The 20,642-nt window shown below is 41.0% G+C and carries 19 protein-coding genes and 3 pseudogenes; 2 read left to right on the forward strand and 20 right to left on the reverse strand.

Translation table 11 applies throughout. From position 1 onward, the window contains the following. Positions 1–56: 56 nt before the first annotated feature. From DXA07_RS11990 to DXA07_RS12005, 4 genes are read right to left on the reverse strand one after another with little or no spacing between them, the layout of a single operon-like run. Positions 57–1,199 carry a helicase RepA family protein gene (locus DXA07_RS11990; RefSeq protein WP_118484757.1) on the reverse strand — a complete coding sequence of 381 codons (1,143 nt, stop codon included), beginning with the start codon at positions 1,197–1,199 and terminating at the stop codon, positions 57–59. Continuing rightward, entirely contained in the window at positions 1,189–1,524 is a 336-nt protein-coding gene (locus tag DXA07_RS11995) for a hypothetical protein (RefSeq protein WP_015540715.1), read from the reverse strand. The genes DXA07_RS11990 and DXA07_RS11995 overlap by 11 nt, the downstream gene beginning before the upstream one ends. After that, positions 1,514–2,605, reverse strand: a complete 1,092-nt coding sequence (locus DXA07_RS12000) for a site-specific integrase (protein WP_117739262.1) — start codon at positions 2,603–2,605, stop codon at positions 1,514–1,516. Before DXA07_RS12000 ends, DXA07_RS11995 begins: the two co-directional genes overlap by 11 nt. Positions 2,606–2,622: 17 nt before the next feature. Next, positions 2,623–2,844, reverse strand: coding sequence for a LysR family transcriptional regulator (locus DXA07_RS12005; protein ID WP_117942771.1), 222 nt, complete (start codon positions 2,842–2,844; stop codon positions 2,623–2,625). A gap of 334 nt (positions 2,845–3,178) precedes the next feature. On the opposite strand from DXA07_RS12005, the pseudogene DXA07_RS12010 reads away from it, so the two are divergent. Both DXA07_RS12010 and DXA07_RS12015 read left to right on the forward strand, forming a co-directional pair. Continuing rightward, positions 3,179–3,702 (forward strand): annotated as a pseudogene (locus DXA07_RS12010) (helix-turn-helix transcriptional regulator). Next, the gene (locus DXA07_RS12015) at positions 3,699–3,974 is read left to right on the forward strand and encodes a hypothetical protein (RefSeq protein ID WP_117942769.1); all 276 of its coding nucleotides are present in this window, start codon (positions 3,699–3,701) and stop codon (positions 3,972–3,974) included. The pseudogene DXA07_RS12010 and the gene DXA07_RS12015 overlap by 4 nt, the downstream one beginning before the upstream one ends. Positions 3,975–4,198: 224 nt before the next feature. Here DXA07_RS12015 and guaA read toward each other — a convergent pair whose 3' ends face one another. The 16 genes and pseudogenes from guaA to DXA07_RS12105 all read right to left on the reverse strand — a co-directional run bounded on the left by guaA (position 4,199) and on the right by DXA07_RS12105 (position 20,593). Continuing rightward, positions 4,199–5,740, reverse strand: coding sequence for a glutamine-hydrolyzing GMP synthase (gene guaA / locus DXA07_RS12020; protein ID WP_044944527.1), 1,542 nt, complete (start codon positions 5,738–5,740; stop codon positions 4,199–4,201). A 312-nt stretch (positions 5,741–6,052) separates the two neighbouring features. Further along, the gene (locus DXA07_RS12030; protein ID WP_243015451.1) at positions 6,053–7,321 is read right to left on the reverse strand and encodes a S41 family peptidase; all 1,269 of its coding nucleotides are present in this window, start codon (positions 7,319–7,321) and stop codon (positions 6,053–6,055) included. Positions 7,322–7,544: 223 nt separating this feature from the next. After that, positions 7,545–8,768 carry a peptidoglycan DD-metalloendopeptidase family protein gene (locus tag DXA07_RS12035; protein ID WP_243013972.1) on the reverse strand — a complete coding sequence of 408 codons (1,224 nt, stop codon included), beginning with the start codon at positions 8,766–8,768 and terminating at the stop codon, positions 7,545–7,547. Between the two features lie 13 nt (positions 8,769–8,781). Then, positions 8,782–9,690, reverse strand: coding sequence for a permease-like cell division protein FtsX (ftsX, locus tag DXA07_RS12040; protein WP_021943135.1), 909 nt, complete (start codon positions 9,688–9,690; stop codon positions 8,782–8,784). Further along, positions 9,680–10,366 carry a cell division ATP-binding protein FtsE gene (gene ftsE / locus DXA07_RS12045; RefSeq protein ID WP_021943136.1) on the reverse strand — a complete coding sequence of 229 codons (687 nt, stop codon included), beginning with the start codon at positions 10,364–10,366 and terminating at the stop codon, positions 9,680–9,682. The genes ftsX and ftsE overlap by 11 nt, the downstream gene beginning before the upstream one ends. Positions 10,367–10,494: 128 nt before the next feature. Beyond that, positions 10,495–11,583 carry a helix-turn-helix domain-containing protein gene (locus tag DXA07_RS12050; protein WP_021943137.1) on the reverse strand — a complete coding sequence of 363 codons (1,089 nt, stop codon included), beginning with the start codon at positions 11,581–11,583 and terminating at the stop codon, positions 10,495–10,497. Between the two features lie 206 nt (positions 11,584–11,789). After that, positions 11,790–12,902 (reverse strand): sn-glycerol-3-phosphate ABC transporter ATP-binding protein UgpC, encoded by a 1,113-nt coding sequence (ugpC, locus tag DXA07_RS12055; RefSeq protein WP_021943138.1) that lies wholly within the window; start codon positions 12,900–12,902, stop codon positions 11,790–11,792. A 197-nt stretch (positions 12,903–13,099) separates the two neighbouring features. Continuing rightward, complete coding sequence (locus DXA07_RS12060) at positions 13,100–13,972, reverse strand: YitT family protein (protein ID WP_118484761.1); 873 nt, start codon at positions 13,970–13,972, stop codon at positions 13,100–13,102. A 159-nt stretch (positions 13,973–14,131) separates the two neighbouring features. Beyond that, positions 14,132–14,689: a LytR C-terminal domain-containing protein gene (locus tag DXA07_RS12065; RefSeq protein WP_021943140.1), complete on the reverse strand. Its 558-nt coding sequence runs from the start codon at positions 14,687–14,689 to the stop codon at positions 14,132–14,134. Between the two features lie 350 nt (positions 14,690–15,039). Beyond that, the gene (locus DXA07_RS12075) at positions 15,040–15,282 is read right to left on the reverse strand and encodes a hypothetical protein (protein ID WP_117808322.1); all 243 of its coding nucleotides are present in this window, start codon (positions 15,280–15,282) and stop codon (positions 15,040–15,042) included. Between the two features lie 100 nt (positions 15,283–15,382). Further along, positions 15,383–16,116 (reverse strand): annotated as a pseudogene (locus tag DXA07_RS12080) (SDR family NAD(P)-dependent oxidoreductase). Positions 16,117–16,143: 27 nt separating this feature from the next. Continuing rightward, positions 16,144–17,268 (reverse strand): putative manganese transporter, encoded by a 1,125-nt coding sequence (locus DXA07_RS12085; RefSeq protein ID WP_226801056.1) that lies wholly within the window; start codon positions 17,266–17,268, stop codon positions 16,144–16,146. A gap of 134 nt (positions 17,269–17,402) precedes the next feature. Next, a complete protein-coding gene (locus tag DXA07_RS12090; RefSeq protein ID WP_118484765.1) occupies positions 17,403–17,837 on the reverse strand; it encodes a transcriptional repressor in 435 nt (144 codons plus the stop codon). Positions 17,838–17,974: 137 nt separating this feature from the next. Continuing rightward, the gene (locus DXA07_RS12095) at positions 17,975–18,640 is read right to left on the reverse strand and encodes a phage holin family protein (RefSeq protein ID WP_117822191.1); all 666 of its coding nucleotides are present in this window, start codon (positions 18,638–18,640) and stop codon (positions 17,975–17,977) included. A gap of 257 nt (positions 18,641–18,897) precedes the next feature. Beyond that, positions 18,898–20,243: pseudogene (gene gdhA, locus DXA07_RS12100) on the reverse strand (NADP-specific glutamate dehydrogenase). Positions 20,244–20,464: 221 nt separating this feature from the next. Then, the gene (locus DXA07_RS12105; RefSeq protein WP_348980829.1) at positions 20,465–20,593 is read right to left on the reverse strand and encodes a hypothetical protein; all 129 of its coding nucleotides are present in this window, start codon (positions 20,591–20,593) and stop codon (positions 20,465–20,467) included. Positions 20,594–20,642: the final 49 nt, after the last annotated feature.

A 20,642-nucleotide genomic window follows, 5' to 3' on the forward strand; every position in this document is an offset into this window, starting at 1 on the left:
CGGTTATTTTGATACCGCCCCGCTGTCAAAAATACCGTCACAACCGTCACGTACTGTCACGCATTCTCTGTATTGTCTTTCCAGAGCCTTAGTTTCCGTCCCTCATGGACACGCTCACTCCGAAAGAGAATCCCATGCTCTGCATACAACCTTCCTGCAAGAACATTCAGCTTTCTTGTAATAACATGAGGTTGAATGTCCACATTTATCAGTGCAACAAGTGCCGTTGGAGAACCCTCCCAATAAGGATTGTCTTTCATAACAAGCTCCGCAATCTCATCCAGTAACGGCTCTGGCGGTTCTTTCCATAATTCCGTTTCTGCCTTTTGCAAATCCCACAACAATGTTTCTGTATTGCGGATAAGATACAGCTTCTGGTCTTGCTGATCTCTGCCCGATACTTCCAGTGTTGCGGCATTGCCTGTCCGTTTTTCTTTCTGAAGAAGAAACGCTCCGTCTGCCGCCCCAAGCAGTCCGCTTGTCCCGGAAATCATGTCAAACTTATCATCCGCATTCTGCTTTCTCGTGTGGTGTACGAGCAGTAAGCAAAGTCCGTGAGCATCCGCAAAACTTTTCAGTCTTGCCATAATCTGATAATCATTTGCATAACTGTAATTATCGCCGCCAACCTCACGCACTTTCTGAAGCGTATCAATGATAATCAGCTTCGTGTCCTTATGCTCTGCCACAAATCTTACAAGCTGTTCATCCAGTCCATTTCCAAGCTGGCTGGCAGAAACAGAGAAGTAAAGATTATCGGTACTTTCTGTCCCGAACATCCGGTACAGACGCTCCTGCAAGCGGCGGTAATCGTCCTCAAGTGCCAGATACAGCACCGTTCCTTTTCGGGTGGTATAATTCCAAAGCGGTGTACCTGTGCTGACATGGTAGGCAAGCTGTGCCATCAGAAAGCTCTTCCCCAGTTTGGGCGAACCTGCAAAGATATAAGTGCCGGGGTAGAGCAGACCGTCAATCAACGGCTGCTTACTCCGATACTGTGTGTCAAACAGTTCATTCATGGAGATTGTCTGGAGATAGGACGGGTCTGATCGCAACTGCATTTCTCTCTGCAATTCCTCAAAACTCTTGATATTTCCACCATTCTCGGATATACTACTTGTAGTGTTTTTACGAATTGGCTGCTCCGTATCTGCGCCAACAGATACATCCGGGGCAGTCTTTTCTTTTTTATTTTCCATCCTCGTCCTCTCCTTTCAGACCGCCCATAATAACAGCGATCAGTTCAATGACATTCAGCAGTTCTTCATCCACACCGTTTCCTGCTTCAATCCGCTTTAATTCTGTGAGCACAGTGGCAAGTTCCGTTTTAAGTGCCTTGAATATTCTGGGATTGCCCTGTACCACTACATCCTGATTCAGACAGCGGCGGTAACAGTATTCCTGCTTTGGCAGTCCCGATAAGGCAACTGCCTTGTTAATGAGTTCATTTTCTTCGGGCGATACCCGAAACCCTACTGTGATGTTTCTCCAACGGTTTTTGTTATCTCTGTTCTTAGCTGACATTTTCAATCTCTCCTTTCCCTAAATCGTCTAATCTATCTGCCATTTCCGTTTGCTTTGACGGGAACAGATGAGCGTACTGGTAAGTGATGTCAATGCTTTCATGCCCTACACGGTCTGCAATCGCCACCGCTGAAAATCCCATATCAATCAACAGGCTGATGTGGCTGTGCCGTAAATCATGGATACGGATTCGTTTTACGCCTGCGGCTTTCGCACCTCTGTCCATCTCGTGATGAAGATAACTTTTTGTGACTGTAAAGATTCGGTCTTTCTTCTTCAATCCGTAAAGCATCTGCAAATATTCCTGCATTTCTTCACATAGGAACTTCGGCATTTTGATGATGCGGTTACTTTTCTTTGTTTTCGGTGTGGTAATCACATCTTCGCCGTGTAATCGCTGATAGGACTTATTGATTCTGACCGTTTCTTTCTCAAAATCGAAATCAGCGGCGGTCAGTGCCAGCAGTTCTCCTTCACGGATGCCGCACCAGTAGAGCATTTCAAAAGCGTAAAAGGAAACAGGCTTGTCCATCATCTCAAATGAGAATTTCTTGTATTCTTCTTTCGTCCAGAACAGCATTTCCTTGTGTTCCTCACTTCCCATATTTCCCGCTTTAGCGGCTGGATTGGAACGCAGCTCATAATACCGCACCGCATGATTGAAGATAGCGGACAACTGATTGTGCAGCGTTTTCAGATAGGTCTGTGAGTATGGCTTTTTCTTTTCGTCCCGATAGGCAAGCATCTCATTCTGCCATGCGATAACCTCTTTTGTAGAAATCTCGCTGATTTTCAACTTGCCGAAATAAGGTAAAATCTTTGTGCGGATGATATGCTCCTTTGTCAGCCATGTATTCTCCTTCAGACGGCTTTTCATATCCCGGATATACAGTTCGGTAAAAGCTTCAAAACTCATATCCATATCAGAGGAGTTCTGCAACTGAAACATTCGCTCCCATTCCTGTGCTTCTTTCTTGGTAGAAAATCCACGCTTGCATTTCTGCTTACGCTCGCCTTTCCAGTTGACATATCTCGCCATCACATACCATGTTCCATTGCTCTCGTTCTTGAATACCGGCATTATTCATCCTCCTTTCCTTATTCCTGTCCTGCCTTGTAGGACATAGTGGTATCCCCTTGGGGATTTCCTGTTCCGTAGAGCCTTTCATAGAAATACTGGCGGTTTACCCGTCCTGAAATAGTAATAAAGCCTTTTTCTTTCAGTTCCTCATTCAACTGACGGATTAGCTTGTAAGCATACGGCTTTGATACGCTTAGTTCCTGTGCCACTTCTTCGGCACAAATAAATCTGTTTTTCATATAATCAGTCCTTTCTTTCGTTTTTGATTGCCGTTCTATCCGAATGAAGTTCCAGCAGGTATTCCCTGTTCGGCACTGTGCTGTCCCGATATACCGTAATAGATCAGGCGCTCGCTTGCCGTCTGGCAAGGTCTTGGCGGTTTATACTGTTCGGACGGTCATTTTGTTTTTATTAAACTTATTTGCTTAATTCGAACTTATTATACTAAGCATATTTGCTTGTGTCAAGTGGCTTTTCGGAAAATATTAAACTTTTTTGTTTTGTATTATCTTGACTTCTCCTAAACATATCTGCTATACTCATTGTAAAATACATACAAGGAGTGGACACGTTATGGCGATTGGAGAGAGAATCCATTTTTTCCGCATTCTGCGTGGGATGACACAAAAATATCTTGGTACGATTGTCGGCTTTCCTGAGCGAAGTGCCGATGTACGTTTAGCACAATACGAAACAGGAACAAGAAAACCGAGGCGGAACTTACTGCTGCACTGGCACAGGCTCTGGATGTTTCCCCTCATGCCCTCGATGTGCCTGACATTGACAGCTATATCGGACTGATGCACACTTTATTTACCCTTGAAGATTTGTACGGTCTGACTGTCAGTGAATCAGACGGAGAAATCTGTCTGAAAGTCGATACTTCCAAAGGCAAAGATGCTCACGAACTCCAGAAAATGCTGTATGCCTGGAAAGAACAGGCTGACAAGCTATCTTCTGAGGAAATCAGTAAAGACAAATACAATGAGTGGCGTTACCACTACCCAGAATTTGATACTACGCAAACATGGGCAAAAGTCCCATCACAGGCACTTAGCGACGCTCTAATAAATTCTTTAAAGGAGGAACATCTATGAAGCATCTGTTTAAGGCAACAAAAATGGGTTGGGCTAAAGAAAAAGAAGGTATCTATTTCGATTCAAGCACTTTCACCGCCGAAGAAGCCAAACAAGAGTTCAAAGAATATCACGGAACAACAGATAGGGGGTATCCTTACACTGGTTACGAATATGATGGTCAAAAATATCATGATGTAACTTATTTAGGTGAATTTGAAGATGATGAATTACCCCATAATGATATCGAGTTGATGGATATTCTTATAAAGCGTCAGCAAAAAAATAAATAAGCATGACAAAAAGCCCTTAGCCATGAGTTTTTACCCACAGCTAAGGGCTTTCTAAATAATATGGATTTCTTTGTTGCACAACCACCTGTCAATCATTCTCTAACCCGAAAACCACTGGATTACAAGAATATTGGCTCTTATGCAACCGTTATCAAATTGTTATCAAAAGACTTTTAAAAGTACCGCAAACCCGCATAAACGCTGGATTTACTAAGCATTTTTGTTTATTCAAACTCAATCGTTCCAGGTGGCTTACTCGTCAGATCATACATTACTCGATTGACACCCTTCACTTCATTAATAATTCTTGTCATTACTCTCTGCAATACTTCAAACGGAATATCCGCGCAGTCAGCAGTCATGAAATCGCTGGTGCATACGGCCCGAAGTGCAACTGCATAGTCGTAGGTACGTTCATCGCCCATAACACCAACAGAACGCATGTTGGTAAGAGCTGCAAAATACTGTCCAAGTCCTTTATCAAGACCTGCTTTTGCAATCTCCTCACGGTAGATATAGTCAGCATCCTGAACGATCTTAACCTTCTCAGCAGTTACTTCCCCAACGATACGGATTCCAAGACCCGGACCTGGGAATGGCTGACGGCTTACCAGATACTCTGGGATACCAAGCTCACGACCCGCTTTACGAACCTCGTCCTTGAACAGGAGACGAAGCGGTTCAACAATTTCTTTGAAATCAACATAATCCGGAAGTCCGCCTACGTTGTGGTGACTCTTGATCGTTGCAGATTTTCCGAGACCGGATTCGATCACATCAGGGTAAATTGTTCCCTGTACCAAGAAGTCGACAGCGCCGATCTTCTTTGCTTCTTCCTCAAATACACGGATAAATTCTTCACCGATGATCTTACGTTTTGCTTCCGGTTCAACAACTCCTGCAAGTTTCTGGTAGAAACGATCCTGCGCATTTACACGGATGAAGTTCAGATCATATGGACCGTCCGGACCAAATACTGCCTCGACCTCATCACCCTCGTTCTTACGAAGAAGTCCCTGATCGACAAATACACAGGTAAGCTGCTTACCAACTGCCTTGGATAACAGAACGGCTGCAACCGACGAATCTACACCACCGGATAATGCACAGAGCACCTTGCCATTTCCAATCTTCTCACGCAGACTCTTGATCGTATCTTCAACGAAAGAATCCATCTTCCAGTCACCGGAGCATTTACATACATCCATGACAAATGCACGAAGCATCTTCATTCCCTCTTCTGTGTGCATAACCTCTGGATGGAACTGTGTTGCATATAAATTCTTCTCTGCATTTTCCATTGCCGCAAATGGACAGTTTGGAGTCGTTGCAGTTGATACAAATCCTTCTGGTGCTTCTGCGATATAGTCGGTATGACTCATCCAGCAGATTGTTGATTTATTTACATCTTTAAACAAAATGGAATTCTTATCCACTGTTACCTCAGTTCTGCCATATTCACTGACCGGAGCAGTTGCTACCTTGCCACCGAGCACATGTGCCATCAACTGTGAACCATAACAGATTCCAAGGATTGGAATACCCAGTTCAAAAATTTCCTTGCTGTAACTTGGTGAATCAGCCTTGTATACACTATTCGGTCCACCGGTGAAAATAATGCCTTTCGGGTTCATCTTCTTGATCTCGTCAATGCTCATAGTGTACGGATGTACTTCTGCATAAACATTACATTCTCTGACCCTTCGTGCAATAAGCTGATTGTACTGTCCACCAAAGTCCAGTACGATAATCAATTCCTTATTCATGAAAGTTTCTCCTTTATTTTTCTTAACCGTGCCACTCGCAAATACTTCGTATTTCCTCCCTCGCACGGGTTTTCTTTTTTGCCGTGCACACTCGCAAATACTTCGTATTTTCTCCCTCGCACGGGTTTTCTTTTTCGCCGTGCCACTCGCAAATACTTCGTATTTCCTCGTTGTCGGGCTTTCGCCCTATCAAAATAAACTCTAATGCTTTCGTCTGCAAGCAGCCGAATCATCAGAGTTTGTTTTGGCACGGCTCAATGCTTACGCATATTATACCATGTAATTACTCTATTTTCTACACCTAATCCTACTCTATTTTACGTTCCCGCGCAGGACTTCCAGCCCCTTCTGGTACTGTGTATCTTTCTCGCCCTGGAAATCATCGGAAACATAATCCTCCGGAAGTTCTACTTCGATATCCGGTGCTACACCCTTCTTGTGAATATCATTTCCATTTGGTGTGAAATATTTGGCAGTTGTAAGCTTTATTGCTGAGCCATCAGAAAGCGGAATAACCGACTGTACGATTCCCTTGCCATATGTGTTCTCGCCAACAATCGTTGCTACGCCATATTCTTTTAATGCCGCTGTCATGATCTCGGATGCGCTTGCACTTTCTCCGTTTACGAGCACTACCATCGGTAGATCTAGCTGCTCTTCATCCGTAGACTCATACGTTGATAAGACATTTCCATTCTTATCTTCCTGATATACGATCTTACCGGCAGGAAGCAGATAATCACACATATCAACAACCGTTGATAACATTCCGCCCGGATCGGAACGGAGATCTATCATCAGTGCTGTCATTCCCTGTGATTTCAGATCTTCTACTGCTTTTCTGAACAAATCACCTGTATTCGCAACAAACTGTGTTACACGAACATAGCCGATCTTCTTATCTGTATCTGCCATAAAATAAGAAACGGTACTGTTTTCCAGTTTTCTTCTTGTAAGGGTTACTGTATGGTACTTCCGTTCGCTTGGTCTGTAGATCTCAAGAGTGACATCCGTACCTTCTTCTCCACGGATCTTTGTAACCAGATAGTCCAGATCATCAGATTCCTGAATCTCATAATCATCGATCTTACAGATCAGATCATCCGGCTTAATATCAGCTTCTGATGCCGGGGAATCTTCTGTAATGCTGACTGCGATTGCATATCCAGTATCTTCATCCTGTCTCACAACAACACCGATGCCCGCATATTCTCCGGAACTGTCTTCCTGCAATTTTGCAAATTCCTCTGGGGTATAATATTTTGCATATGGATCATCCAATGCCTCGATCAGCCCGGCATACAGACCATTCTGCATATCCTCATCCGATGTGTCAAAATAATACGACTGATCAATGATCGTCTCCAGACTTGCAAGCTTCTCCAGTGTATCTTCATCCACAACAGAACCATTGTATTCCAGATTATCATGCCGTTTTCCGGCATCCGTATTCAAATCGCCGCTTTTTGTATTGTCCTTCGTAAAGGAGCATCCCATCATTCCCGCACATCCGGCTATAACTGCCGCACCAAGAATCCATTTCTTAAAATTATGCTTCATTTTACCTTTTGCAATGCGCATCGCGCATTTTGCATCCTTTCATATTCTTAGAAATAATCATTCATATTCATTTGTATCATGTTAGCTTTTTTGAATATCTCCCGAAAATTTCCTTTTATAAACGACAACAGACAAATCCAGCTTTCACCCGATCTGTCTGTTGTTTTATCCTATGTGTAATTCTGTAAAATCTTACAATTCTGACTGGTTATCATACTTGTATGAATCCCAACTTTCTGTCTTTTTACAGGTAATCCAGTGGATTTACATAAGATCCATTGATCATAACTCCAAAATGGCAATGGGAACCTGTACTGTATCCGGTACTTCCTGCCTTGGCAATTACCTGTCCCTGTTCAACACTCTGTCCTACACTGACAACCAACTGGGAATTATGCATATATACTGTCGATACACCATTTCCATGATCGATCATGATGTAGTATCCTGCAGATGAGCTGTACTGTGATACAACAACTGTACCTGCTGCTGATGCAACAATATCACTACCGGTTGGACATGGAATATCAATTCCCTTATGGTTCGAACTTGCACCTGCTGTAGGTGAAGATCTTGGTCCGAAGTAAGAACTGATCCGGCTTCCCTGTGTAGCAGGCCACATATAAGAACCACCGCTTGGTGTATAGTACTGTGGCTCACTGCTTCCGCTGCTGCCACCACTCTGCTGCTGTGCTGCACGCTGCTCATCCAGTCGCTTCTGAATGGCTGCCATCTCTGCATCTGCTGCATCAATCTCTTTCTGATACTGTTCAACCATAGCTGTCTGAGCGTCAATATCCTTGGAATACTCTGCGATCTTATTATTCTTCTCTGTAATTGTTGTATTCAGATTATCTCTTTCAATTTCAAGATCAGCCTTAACACTCTCAACCTCTTTCAGGTCTTTTTCCAGTGTTGCTTCGTAATCCTGAATATCCTGTCTGGTCTGAATCAATGCATTTAACTGTTTCTGGTCATAGCTTGATATCTGCTCAACATATTCTGATTTATTCAGCATATCTGTAAAGGAAGCAGATGACATCAGTGTGTCTATGTATTCTACCTCTCCGTTTTCATAAAGATACTGAATACGCTTCATCATTGCTGCATACTGATTATCTTCCTCAACCTGGGCTTCTGCAAGCTTTTTCTTTGTATCATCGATCTCAGTATTCAACTGATCTTCTTCTTCCTCTTTTGCAGTGATCTTTGTCTGAATATCAGAAACCTGTTTATCAAGCACTTCAACATCACTGATCAACTGGTTCTGTCTCTCCTGCAGACCGTCCAGCACATTCTGTGCATCTTTTTTATTTCCCTCAGCTTCATTCTTGCTGTCCTGTGCCTCCTGCATGGTAGTTGCCGAGACATTGGAAACCGGCGGTATTGCCGCAAGTGTAACCGCACATACAACAACAATTGCTGTCTTTTTGAATTTCTTCATCAATGGAATCTGAAATTTCTTCAAAATAAAACCTCCCTTAAACCTTCAAATGTTTTCTGGTAGTGATCAAACTACCAAACAAACCTACACCTATACCAAGTATTAAGCCTACCGGTACCATCGTACGGAACAGTTCCTCTTTGCTTACAAATGCAAATACTGATGTCAGAACTGCAAATCGTCCTGCCACATATTCCAGAATCTTCTGATACATAATATATAACAGATAAAGCGGAATAACAGAACCGACTGCTCCGATAATAATACCTTCTATTATGAACGGTGCACGTACAAAAAAGTTTGTTGCACCGATCAGCTTCATGATCGCAATTTCTTCCTTACGAACGGTAATACCGATCGTGATCGTATTACTGATCAGGAAGATAGATACCAGCATCAGTATCACAACGATACCGACGGAAGCATAACCGACCAGTGATGATAATGTCGAAATACTATCAGCCGTTACCTCTGAGCTTCTGACATTTCTTACACCGTCCAGTCCCTTTGCAAATGCTACAAATTCAGCCTGTTTGGATACATCCTTCAATGTTACCTCATAAGAAGCAGAATTCTTTAACGGATTGTCATCACCAAAAGCTGCTTTTGCTGCTTTCGGATCATCATAGTTCTGCTCACAGAATTTATCAAATGCTTCATCTGCACTGATAAAATCCATTGTGTTCACATAATCGAGAACACGGATCTGCTCTCCGATCAACTGAACCGTTTCATCCGGAATATCTTCATCAAAAAAGATAGATATCGTTACGTTGTTCTCCAGATCCTGCATTCCGGACTGGAAGTTAACAACAACTGCATATACAATACCAAATATAAACAAACACGAAATAATTGTACCGATGGATGCAAGGGAGAACAATATATTTCTTCTGATGTTTGTAAATCCCTGTTTCAGGATATAAAAGAATGTACTAATCTTCATCTATATAACCACCTTGTTTTTCATCGCTGATAACCACACCCTTCTTCAGTGTGATTACTCTCTTTCGCATCTCATTTACGATATCCTTATTATGTGTAACTACAACAACTGTCGTTCCACGTTTATTGATATCGTCCAGCAGCTCCATAATATCCTCTGAGTTCTTCGGATCCAGGTTACCGGTTGGCTCATCGGCAAGGATGATCTCAGGATTATTTACCAAAGCTCTTGCCATGGCAACTCTCTGCTGTTCACCACCGGATAACTCCTTTGGATATGACTTGTACTTATCAGCAAGTCCTACCAGCGTCAGCATAGCAGGTACTCGTCTTCTGATATATCTTGCAGGAGTCTGTATAACTCTCTGTGCAAATGCGACATTCTCATAGATGGTACGATCCTTTAACAGTCGGAAGTTCTGGAATACAACTCCAATCTTTCTTCTGACCTTTGGGATATTCTTCTTTTTGATCGTTTTATAATTATATCCCGCTACACGGATAGAACCGGATGTCGGATCTAGTTCCTTTAATAAGAGCTTGATCAATGTCGTTTTACCAGATCCACTGCTTCCAACGATAAAGACAAACTCGCCTTTTTCTATATTGATATTAACATTCTTCAGAGCCGTCATACCACCCGGGTAGGTCATAGTAACATTCTCTAACTCTATCATAATGGTTTCCTTTCAACTTTAACTGTCTGTACTTTCTCTCTCTTTGCATTTGCAAGTATAGCAACTAAATGTGAAATATATGTGTAAATCATGCATACAATATATTACAAAGAGACCAGCTTTTACCTTTAATAATCTAATGACTCCATATACTTCATGTATTTTACAACCATCAGCGCGATCTTAAATGTGATCGCATCCTCAAATACACGAAGATCCAGGCCTGTACTCTTCTGAAGCTTATCCAGACGATAAACCAGAGTATTTCTGTGAATGTATAACTGTCTGGATGTCTCTGATACATTCAGACTGTTCTCAAAGAACTTATCAATCGTCGTAAGTGTTTCTTCGTCGAATTCATCCGGTGACTTGCCATCGAAAATCTCACGGATAAACATCTTACAAAGCGGAAGTGGAAGCTGATAGATCAGACGTCCGATTCCCAGATTGCTGTATGCGATGATATTCTGGTTCTCGTAGAAGATCTTTCCTACATCCAGTGCCATCTTTGCTTCTTTATAAGAACGGGATACTTCCTTAATCTCATTTACAATCGTACCATAAGATACATGAACAGAAGACATAACCTCTGTATTCAGCATATCTACAACAACCTTTGCGATCTTATTCATATCATCATAGGACTCTGTCTGCTTTACTTCCTTTACAAGAATAATATTCTTCTCATCTACAGCAGTGATAAAATCCTTTGTCTTTGTTGAAAAAATATTACGAACCGTCTCAAGTGCATTGGTATCCTTCTCATTCTTGGTTTCAATGATAAATACGATTCTTCTGACATCTGTATCGATATGCAGTTTCTTTGCCCGGTTGTAAATATCAACAAGCAACAGATTATCCAGCAGAAGATTCTTGATAAAGTTATCCTTATCAAAACGCTCCTTGTATGCAACTAACAGATTCTGGATCTGGAATGCTGCGATCTTACCTACCATATAGGTATCATCTGTCTCACCCTTTGCAAGTAAGATATGCTCTAACTGGTTATCGTCAAATACCTTGAAGAACTGATAATCACGGATTGCCTGACTTTCCGCAGGAGAATCCACAAATGCGAGTACAGCCTCTTCACAGTCATCGACATCCTTAAATGTTGATGCAAGTATTTTACCTTCTGTATCAAGAACACATAAATCGGTTCTTGTAATATTCTTTAATCCATCAATCGTATCCTGAAGTATCTGGTTCGATATCATATATTCTACACTCCTTATTCTTATATTCGGATTCTGTATTCTTTCCTTATCCATTCTGCCCGACGGATAAACCTCCCGGAAAGCATACGAATAACAAAATACACTACTATACCTATTCTAAAACATATTTCAAAAAAAAAAAGAGAAAATGCAGAATTTTCTGCATTTTCCCTCTTTGTTTATAAATATTAAGTATGTAGCATCTATTAGCTTACTAAGATTTCCTCTGTTTCCTTATCAAAGATATGAATCTTGCTTAAGTCAAATGCGAACTGAACTGTATCACCAGGTCTTGCTGTTGTACGAGCATTAACTCTTGCTGTGATATCGAACTGATCGATTGTGAAGTATAAGTAAACTTCTGCACCTAACATTTCATAGATATTGATTCTTGCATCAATAACACTTTCCGGTGAGGACTCGATGAAGAGCTGCTCATCATGGATATCTTCTGGACGGATACCAAGAACAACTTCCTTATCAACTGCATCAAGTGCGATAAGTCTCTCAGCCTTGCTGTCTGGAACTTTGATTGAGTGTGAACCGAACATTAAGAGAATGTCTGATCCAGACTTAACTACCTTACAATCAATGAAGTTCATAGGTGGCATACCCATGAAACCAGCTACGAATAAGTTACATGGCTTATCGTATAAGTTCTGTGGTGTATCTACCTGCTGAATGATACCATCCTTCATAACTACGATTCTTGTACCAAGTGTCATAGCCTCTGTCTGGTCATGTGTAACATAGATGATAGTTGTCTGTAATCTCTGATGTAACTTGGAAATCTCAACACGCATCTGTACACGAAGTTTCGCATCAAGGTTTGAAAGTGGCTCATCCATAAGGAATACCTTAGGCTCACGAACAATTGCACGACCCATAGCTACACGCTGTCTCTGACCACCTGATAAAGCCTTTGGCTTTCTGTCAAGTAAGTGCTCGATATCAAGAATCTTAGCAGCTTCATGAACAGCCTTGTCAATCTTCTCCTTTGGAACCTTTCTTAACTTAAGTCCGAATGCCATGTTGTCATATACTGACATATGTGGATACAGAGCATAGTTCTGGAATACCATTGCGATATCTCTGTCCTTAGGCTCTACGTCATTTACAAGTTTGTCGCCGATCCATAACTCACCTGAGCTGATATCCTCAAGACCTGCGATCATTCTAAGAGTTGTTGACTTACCACATCCTGAAGGTCCAACGAAAATGATGAACTCCTTATCTTCAATTTCAAGGTTGAAATCCTTAACAGCATTGAATCCGTTAGGATATACCTTATAGATGTTCTTAAGTGATAAACTTGCCATTCTGCAAATACCTCCGTAAATATTATATAGTATTGTTTTATTTATTCATTCGTTCTGAACATAGTGTCATTTTACAACATTCCCCTTCTTTAAACCATATGATTATTGCCCAAAAAAAATTTTAATGTTTTGTTTGTTTTGTATACGACCGCAAAAAAACTAACATTTTGACGATATTCGCGTCGATTTAAGAACTTTTAAGGCGAGAATTTTGTGAAACCTTCACCAAAAACCTCCGTAACCTGCCCTACAATGAGAAAAGAATTTTCATCAATTGTCCTTATTTTATCTTTTAATTCTACTAATTGCCTACTTGACAAAACAGAAATAATCATTACACGCCCTTCATTCGTGTAACCGCCTCTGGTATTTAATACCGTCACACCTCTTCCAATCTCATTCATGATACAGGCTTTGATCTCTTCACAATGGGAAGAAATAATATATACCAGTTTTCCATGCCGGAGTCCCTGCACGATCACATCGGATAATTTTGTCGATATCGCAATCGCAATAACTGCATACAGCATATTTTCAAATCCAAATGCCAGTCCGCCTGCCACAACGATCGCCAGATCGATCCCGCCAAGAAATAATGGTGCTCCTATATCATGCCGCAGATGATTCAGGATCAATGCCATCAGATCAACCCCGCCGGAGGAAGCATTCTGCCGGAACATCAGCCCATAAGCACAGCCAAACATAACACCGCCAAGGATCATATTCAGCAGTTTATCCTGTGTTGCAAGCGGAAATGTGGGAATAGCCGCCATGAATACTGTTGAAACGGTTGTTGTATATACTGTCCTTATCATGCTCTTCTTTTCCAATAGAAAATATCCGCAGATAAAAAGAGGTATATTGATCACCAGATTACTCAGCCAGACCGGTATGCCTGTTTCTCCGTTTCCCATCCCTTTTGTCAAATTCTCAATTATAATTCCAATTCCTGTCACACCACCCGGCACAATCTGTTCACTGTTAAAAATCCAGACAACCCCAAGCGACATCAGAAATGCTGCCACCGTAAGCAATGCATATGTTTCTATCACTTCGCCAATATTTTTCATATAAACCGCCTTTCATACAGTTTTTTATAGTATGTCCGATTTATTCCAGTGTAGTCATGTGCATCTAAAACAAAAAACAGGTACTGTCACACTTCTGTGACAATACCTGTTTTTTGTATGGGCAACCTGTACAAATACATGTTCTTCCAGTTGTTCTGTTTAATTTTTAATATCGCTAGTTCCTATAATAACGATAATATCATATCCATCAATTGATACATCACAATCAGATGCGCTTACGGAATCTACCGTTGACATCTCCGGCGAAGTTAATTCAGCAGCAAGATCTGCTCCATCATATGAACCGGATACACATACCTTTGAGGTTGCAATTGCAGACTGTGTATACGTACCAACTTCTACAGAAGTATAGCCCTTGCCTTCTAATGCTGTCTTCCATGCACCGGCAACGCCACTTGTTCCTGTCGCATTGATAACAAGGATCTTCGCATCTGTGGAAGCAACAGAACCTGATTCGTCTGAGTCATCTGATCCACTGTTTTCTCCATCTCCATTCTTGAAGGTAGGATCATTTTCATCTCCTGCTTCTGTTACAATTTCTTTTCCGTTTGTTGTTTTCTTACTGTCTTTCAGAGAATTATTCTTTACTAAGGTCTTTATAAGCAGTGCTCCCATAATAACTATTCCGATTGCAAGAATAATTACAAGTGCTCTGAGCATTGTTTCCAGAAATAATCTCAATACTTTTTTTCCCATTTTCTGGCCTCCATTTAATATATACTATAATGCATCCTAGGAACATCCGATTGTTCTTAAAACAGCCTACCAGTTCCATGCATCACAAATGCACCAAAAAAAAATTACTTTTCTATGATTCTTCATTATACCTAAAAATCACCTAATGAGTATACCAAACGTACTTTTAAATTTCAACCTGCATTTCCAATTTCTTATTTATCCGCGGCAAATGATAGACCAATATAATATACAATCCTGTATTTTGTCCATTTCCCAGACATAAAAAAGAATCCTCATATGTTTTCATACAAGAATCCTTTTTCACATCTATACTCTCTGTTTTAAAAATCAACCGATTCCATATATTTTCACTTCTGTACCCGTTTTTTCCCACAGACCTCACAAACTTCTCCACTGTTTACATGTCCGCAGCCCCAACATGTCCACTCCGAAGCCTCTGCTTCCTTCTTCGGCTGCTGACTAGTTGTCATTGTAAAATTCTTCGAAACGATCTCAACATTGCCATCTTTATCTACTGTCGTTCTCAGATCTGCCAATGTATTTGCCGCAGCAACCTCACTCTTTTTCTTTTTAATAAACTTTATTCCCATAATCTCTACCCCATATCTGCGCAACTTTGCATAGATTATTTTATAGCAATATGAACAATTTTTCAATAGAAAATTAGGGAAAATGCAAACGTTTACCAGACTACTGCCAGCCACCATCAAAGGTCAGGACCTGACCGGTCAGATAGCTGCCGGCATTTGCTGTCGTTACAATAAAATCTGCGGCTTCTTTCTCTGTAGCCATCCTGCCAAACGGAATCTCCTCTTCCAGAACGGTTTTTTCTTCCAATGACAGATGTCCATTCATCGCAGTATCAATTGCACCAAATGCGATGGCATTTACCGCTATGCCGCTTGGTGCAAGTTCCTTCGCAAGTGCCTTTGTGAATGCATTGACCGCACCTTTGGTCGCTGAATACGCTACCTCACAGGAGGCTCCAACATTGCCCCATACAGATGAAATGTTGATAATACGTCCCTTATGTGCATGCACCATGTATGGCACAACCTGCCGGCATGTGTTAAATACTGACGTTATATTCGTATCTATAATCCTTTTCCAGTCCATTTCATCCATATCCGTCAGCAGTCCGACATAAGAAATTCCGGCATTATTGACCAACAGATCAATCTTCTCCCCAAACTGTTCGGTTACATGTTCTATAAACTGCTTCACAAATGTAAAATCTCCGGCATCACCGGTCTCTGCATAACAATCTGTGCCCTGCGCAAGTATCTTCTGTTGAACCTCTTTCAGCTTTTCCGGATGACGAAATGACGTTATGGCTATTTTTTTATATTGTTGTGCAAGGCTTCCGCCGTTGCTGCACCAATTCCTGTTGATGCCCCGATAACTATTGCTGTTTTCTGCTCCATTCTTTCTGTTCTCGCTGTTCTTTCTATTTAAAATGTGATACCCAACAGATTGATCAACAACCCCCAGCACACACTAGTAACATACAAGGTTCCAACGACCATAATGTTTTCTTTCAATCTGTGGCGGTTCATACGGAACAATACCAGAAGTCCTACGCCTGCGCTGACAAGCAGGCCTGACATCATTGCTCCGGCACTGAGCATACCATCCAGATAAAGCTCCGTAATAATAACAGATGGTGCGCAGTTTGGTATCAGTCCAATCAGTGCCGCCATTGCTTCTCCAAGGAACGGTACATCACCAAGAAGTCTTCCAATCGCATCTTCCCCTGCGATACCGATAATAATATTTAACACAAAGGATACCGCCAGGATAAATACCGTAATCTTCAAGGTGTGCTTTAATGCCGACATCCAGATTCCGTCCTCGCAGTTGCAGTGTTCCTGCTCGCACAGATCATGGATATGTTTTTCTTCTATGTCTGTACCATCATAGTGGATATGTCCATGATGTGTGTGTGTACTTTTTTCATCGTCGGTATGAATAATTTTTTCATCATGCACATGCACACTTTTTCCATTATGTGTATGAGTATCTTTATTATGTGTACATTCTGCATTGACTGTCTGTGCTGCCTGAACGGAATATCCAGAATGCTTTGATTCATCTGCACTGTCTGTAATTTTAGAATTATCGTTTTTTGAAGACGCTGTACGCTTCGTTTTTCTTCCTGCCAGATATCTTCTGCGAATATATTTATTTGCAAGATCGACTGCATAACCTGTAACGACCGCAATGCACATTTTTGTAAGCAGGATACGAATAATTGTACCGGCATTTACTGTATGCGAAATAAAGATCGGGAGCATCTCATCAGAGGTTGACATAAATACTGCAAGCAAAACTCCTGCTGTAATCACACCACCACTGTAAAGGTTCGCTGCCACACAGGAAAATCCACACTGTGGAACGATTCCAAGTGCTCCACCTGCCAACGGACCAAACGCACCGGCAGACTGCATATATTGCTTCTGCTTTTCTTCTGTTCTCTGCTCCAACCATTCCATCAGCAGATATGTCACTAATAAAAATGGTATCAATTTTACACTATCGATCAGTGCATCTGAAAACGAATCAAATAACAATTCCATACTATCCATCTCATTCCTAAAAATATAATTTGCAACCAAGTTGCATTATCAGATTATAGCATTATTTTCCCCAATGTCAACTCCTATTATCAGAAATATTCAATTTTCAGCATGGAAATTCCTGTTATCTGGTTTTATTTTTCTATTTCTTTCTTTTCTTTCTTACTGCATTTGTCGCAGACACCATATAAAATGGAATCCTTGCAGCAAAGTGTGAACCCATGATCAGACAAAATGTGCTCTGATATCTCTTTCATGAAATCACAGTCCAGATGGATGACCTTTCCACATTCGGAGCATTGCAGATGTAGATGCTTCTGACATCTGGATGGCTGTTCTACATACTGATATCCTGCTTTTTCGCCCTTATCAGCCACATATTTCATCAGTGTCTTCTCTGCAACCAGCTTATCCAGATATCGGTATACAGTTGTCTTGTTTACCGAACACTCTTCCTGATCCATATACTGTATAATATCCGACACATGAACGGCACGATCTTTATTCCGGATCAGATAATCAAGGATCATCTGTCTGCTCTTTGTCTGATATTCATGTTTACGTTCCATCTCAATTCCTGCTTTCTATCTGTTCTTAAGTCTCCACTATGTAAACTGTTATTCTATGCAGTATCGATCTACTGTCACATTATCTGCCTTTTGTTACACATTCTATCTATACTTTATCTTCCTACTGCATATTCTAATTACTGCTGCACATTGTCCTGCATCTGCACCGGTACCCCCTGATAATAAGGTGTATTCGGAATATTTCTAAGATCCTGATTTCTCATATACTGAAGATATGCCAGTCCCTCATCAGAATATCCAAATCTCGCATTTGGACATGCCTGTGCAAGTACATTCAACAACTCCTGTTTACTCTTTTTTCCTCTTGCCAGTACATTAATAGCAACACGGTTCTTTGGAAAACGATTTTCGATTACATATTCACTTCCGGTTGGAATAAAGTTCGTCGATGTAGTATGCAGATAAATCAGATATACATCCCAGAGCCAGGTCATCTGTGTCGGCTGTTTCTTATTTGCAAGCACCTTATCAGAAATCAATACATATTGGTCTTCATATATTATATGCGAATATAACTGGTCGGCCATCTCCAAAAGCTGCGGGTTATTTTTCAAATAGCCGGTTTTTTCAGGTCTTACAATATTACGAATCCCCATTATGATAAATACAATTCCTAATAATGCAAATAAACCAAATAAAATGATCATACCCATTCCGTCATCTGCATTATCTGACATCACACCTATTGTGATCAATCCGAAAATCAGCATTAACACCGCTCCGCCGACAATCGCTGTGATTCCACCTTTTTTTATTTTTGCAAGTACAATATCTCTTCCCATATCAACATCCTCCTTTTTTATGTAAAAAGCATATAATATCTACATTATACGAAAAGATATCCATAGATTCAATCAAAAACTTTCCATAAAATCATTATAGATTTTATCTGCATATTCCGAAATAAAGCGTTATTGAATTTTCTTTTCTGTAATTGTTTTCTCGCAAAGAAAACCCCGAAACCGCATATCACGATTCCGGGATCTTATATTAACATTTACTATATAATAATTATCGTCAGATTTTGACCGGCATTTGATTAGCAAACGCCCTGAGCAAGCATAGCTTCTACAACCTTTTCGAAACCGGCGATGTTAGCACCTGCAACATAGTCGCCTTCTACACCGTAACGCTTAGCAGCGTCGCTGATGTTTGCGTAGATTGTCTCCATGATTCCCTTTAACTTGCCGTCAACTTCTTCAAATGTCCATGAAAGTCTCTCTGAGTTCTGGCTCATTTCAAGTGCAGATGTCGCAACACCACCGGCGTTAGCAGCCTTACCACCTACGAATAATACGCCATTCTCCTGTAAGTACTTAGTAGCCTCTAATGTTGTAGGCATATTAGCACCCTCTGTTACAGAGATAACACCATTTGCAACTAATGCCTTAGCATCGTCTAAGTCTAACTCATTCTGAGTAGCACATGGTAATGCGATATCACCCTTAACATTCCATACACCGTGCTCGCCGTTCTTCTTCTCATGGTATTCAGCGCTTGGTCTGGCTGCTGCGTACTCTGTAAGACGTGCTCTCTTAACTTCCTTAACTTCCTTAAGTAAGTCAACATCGATTCCTTCCGGATCATAAATCCAACCTGTTGAATCGGAGCATGTTACACACTTAGCGCCTAACTGATGTGCCTTCTGGATTGCGTAGATTGCAACGTTACCAGCACCAGATACGATACAAGTCTTACCAGCGATATTAATACCATGATCCTTTAATAATGCGTTTGTTAAGTATAATAAACCATATCCTGTAGCTTCTGTACGAGCAAGCGATCCACCATATGTAAGTCCCTTACCTGTAAGAACACCTTCGTAGGATCCACGGATTCTCTTATACTGTCCGAATAAGAAACCGATCTCTCTTCCGCCTGTTCCGATATCACCAGCAGGAACATCGACATCTGCTCCGATGTACTTGCAAAGCTCTGTCATAAAGCTCTGGCAGAATGCATGATCTCTCTATCTGATTTGCCCTTAGGATCAAAATCAGAACCACCTTTACCACCACCGATTGGAAGTGTTGTCAGTGAATTCTTAAATACCTGCTCAAATCCAAGGAACTTGATAATACCTAAATTAACTGAAGGATGAAGTCTTAATCCTCCCTTGTATGGTCCAATAGAATTGTTAAACTGTACACGGAAACCTCTGTTTACCTGAACCTGTCCATTGTCATCTACCCAAGGTACTCTGAACATGATCTGTCTGTCCGGCTCTGTGATTCTTTCAAGAATCGCATTCTTTCTGTAGAGCTCCTCGTTTGCATCGATACAAGGTCTAAGTGAATCAAGAACCTCTGTTACTGCCTGTAAAAATTCTGGCTGGTCAGCATTTTTCTTCTTTACGATCTCCAGCACTTCATCAACGTATGACATCTTAAAATCCTCCTTAAATTAATTATAAGTAAATCGCATCTCTGCGAAATTCATTTGGAGTAGTATTTTCTCTTTAAGAAAATTTCCACTTAAGATTATAAACAATAGACTTGAATTTATCAAGTAAAAATATGATTTTTATGAATTTTTTTATCTTTTTAATGAAAAAGCAGGATTTTCTTAAGTTACAATGCGCTAAAGCGCTAGCAAATTAGCGGGATTTACAGGTCTTCCATCTCTGCCTTGATCTCATCCTCCGTTGCTGCCATTGCCTGTAATGTCATGGTCAGAAGCTTCTCAAGCTCCCAGTTAAGCTGTGCAGCACCATCTCTTATTAAAACAGATCTCAAAAGACCTCAATTATTTTAATCGGTATATAAATCCAAAAATAAATGGATG

Source organism: Clostridium sp. AM54-37XD, from assembly GCF_003478225.1.
Lineage (GTDB): Bacteria > Bacillota > Clostridia > Lachnospirales > Lachnospiraceae > Coprococcus > Coprococcus ammoniilyticus.

What these genes read in the sequence shown, in the direction of transcription:
- DXA07_RS12095 (WP_117822191.1), bottom strand. Translation starts at nt 18,640, where the DNA reads ATGGGAAGAGATATTGTACTTGCAAAAATAAAAAAAGGTGGAATCACA.
- DXA07_RS11990 (WP_118484757.1), bottom strand. Translation starts at nt 1,199, where the DNA reads ATGGAAAATAAAAAAGAAAAGACTGCCCCGGATGTATCTGTTGGCGCA.
- DXA07_RS12090 (WP_118484765.1), bottom strand. Translation starts at nt 17,837, where the DNA reads ATGGAACGTAAACATGAATATCAGACAAAGAGCAGACAGATGATCCTT.
- DXA07_RS12085 (WP_226801056.1), bottom strand. Translation starts at nt 17,268, where the DNA reads ATGGAATTGTTATTTGATTCGTTTTCAGATGCACTGATCGATAGTGTA.
- DXA07_RS11995 (WP_015540715.1), bottom strand. Translation starts at nt 1,524, where the DNA reads ATGTCAGCTAAGAACAGAGATAACAAAAACCGTTGGAGAAACATCACA.
- DXA07_RS12000 (WP_117739262.1), bottom strand. Translation starts at nt 2,605, where the DNA reads ATGCCGGTATTCAAGAACGAGAGCAATGGAACATGGTATGTGATGGCG.
- DXA07_RS12005 (WP_117942771.1), bottom strand. Translation starts at nt 2,844, where the DNA reads ATGAAAAACAGATTTATTTGTGCCGAAGAAGTGGCACAGGAACTAAGC.
- guaA (WP_044944527.1), bottom strand. Translation starts at nt 5,740, where the DNA reads ATGAATAAGGAATTGATTATCGTACTGGACTTTGGTGGACAGTACAAT.
- DXA07_RS12060 (WP_118484761.1), bottom strand. Translation starts at nt 13,972, where the DNA reads ATGAAAAATATTGGCGAAGTGATAGAAACATATGCATTGCTTACGGTG.
- DXA07_RS12050 (WP_021943137.1), bottom strand. Translation starts at nt 11,583, where the DNA reads ATGATATCGAACCAGATACTTCAGGATACGATTGATGGATTAAAGAAT.
- ugpC (WP_021943138.1), bottom strand. Translation starts at nt 12,902, where the DNA reads ATGGCAAGTTTATCACTTAAGAACATCTATAAGGTATATCCTAACGGA.
- DXA07_RS12065 (WP_021943140.1), bottom strand. Translation starts at nt 14,689, where the DNA reads ATGGGAAAAAAAGTATTGAGATTATTTCTGGAAACAATGCTCAGAGCA.
- ftsE (WP_021943136.1), bottom strand. Translation starts at nt 10,366, where the DNA reads ATGATAGAGTTAGAGAATGTTACTATGACCTACCCGGGTGGTATGACG.
- ftsX (WP_021943135.1), bottom strand. Translation starts at nt 9,690, where the DNA reads ATGAAGATTAGTACATTCTTTTATATCCTGAAACAGGGATTTACAAAC.
- DXA07_RS12015 (WP_117942769.1), top strand. Translation starts at nt 3,699, where the DNA reads ATGAAGCATCTGTTTAAGGCAACAAAAATGGGTTGGGCTAAAGAAAAA.
- DXA07_RS12030 (WP_243015451.1), bottom strand. Translation starts at nt 7,321, where the DNA reads ATGCGCATTGCAAAAGGTAAAATGAAGCATAATTTTAAGAAATGGATT.
- DXA07_RS12075 (WP_117808322.1), bottom strand. Translation starts at nt 15,282, where the DNA reads ATGGGAATAAAGTTTATTAAAAAGAAAAAGAGTGAGGTTGCTGCGGCA.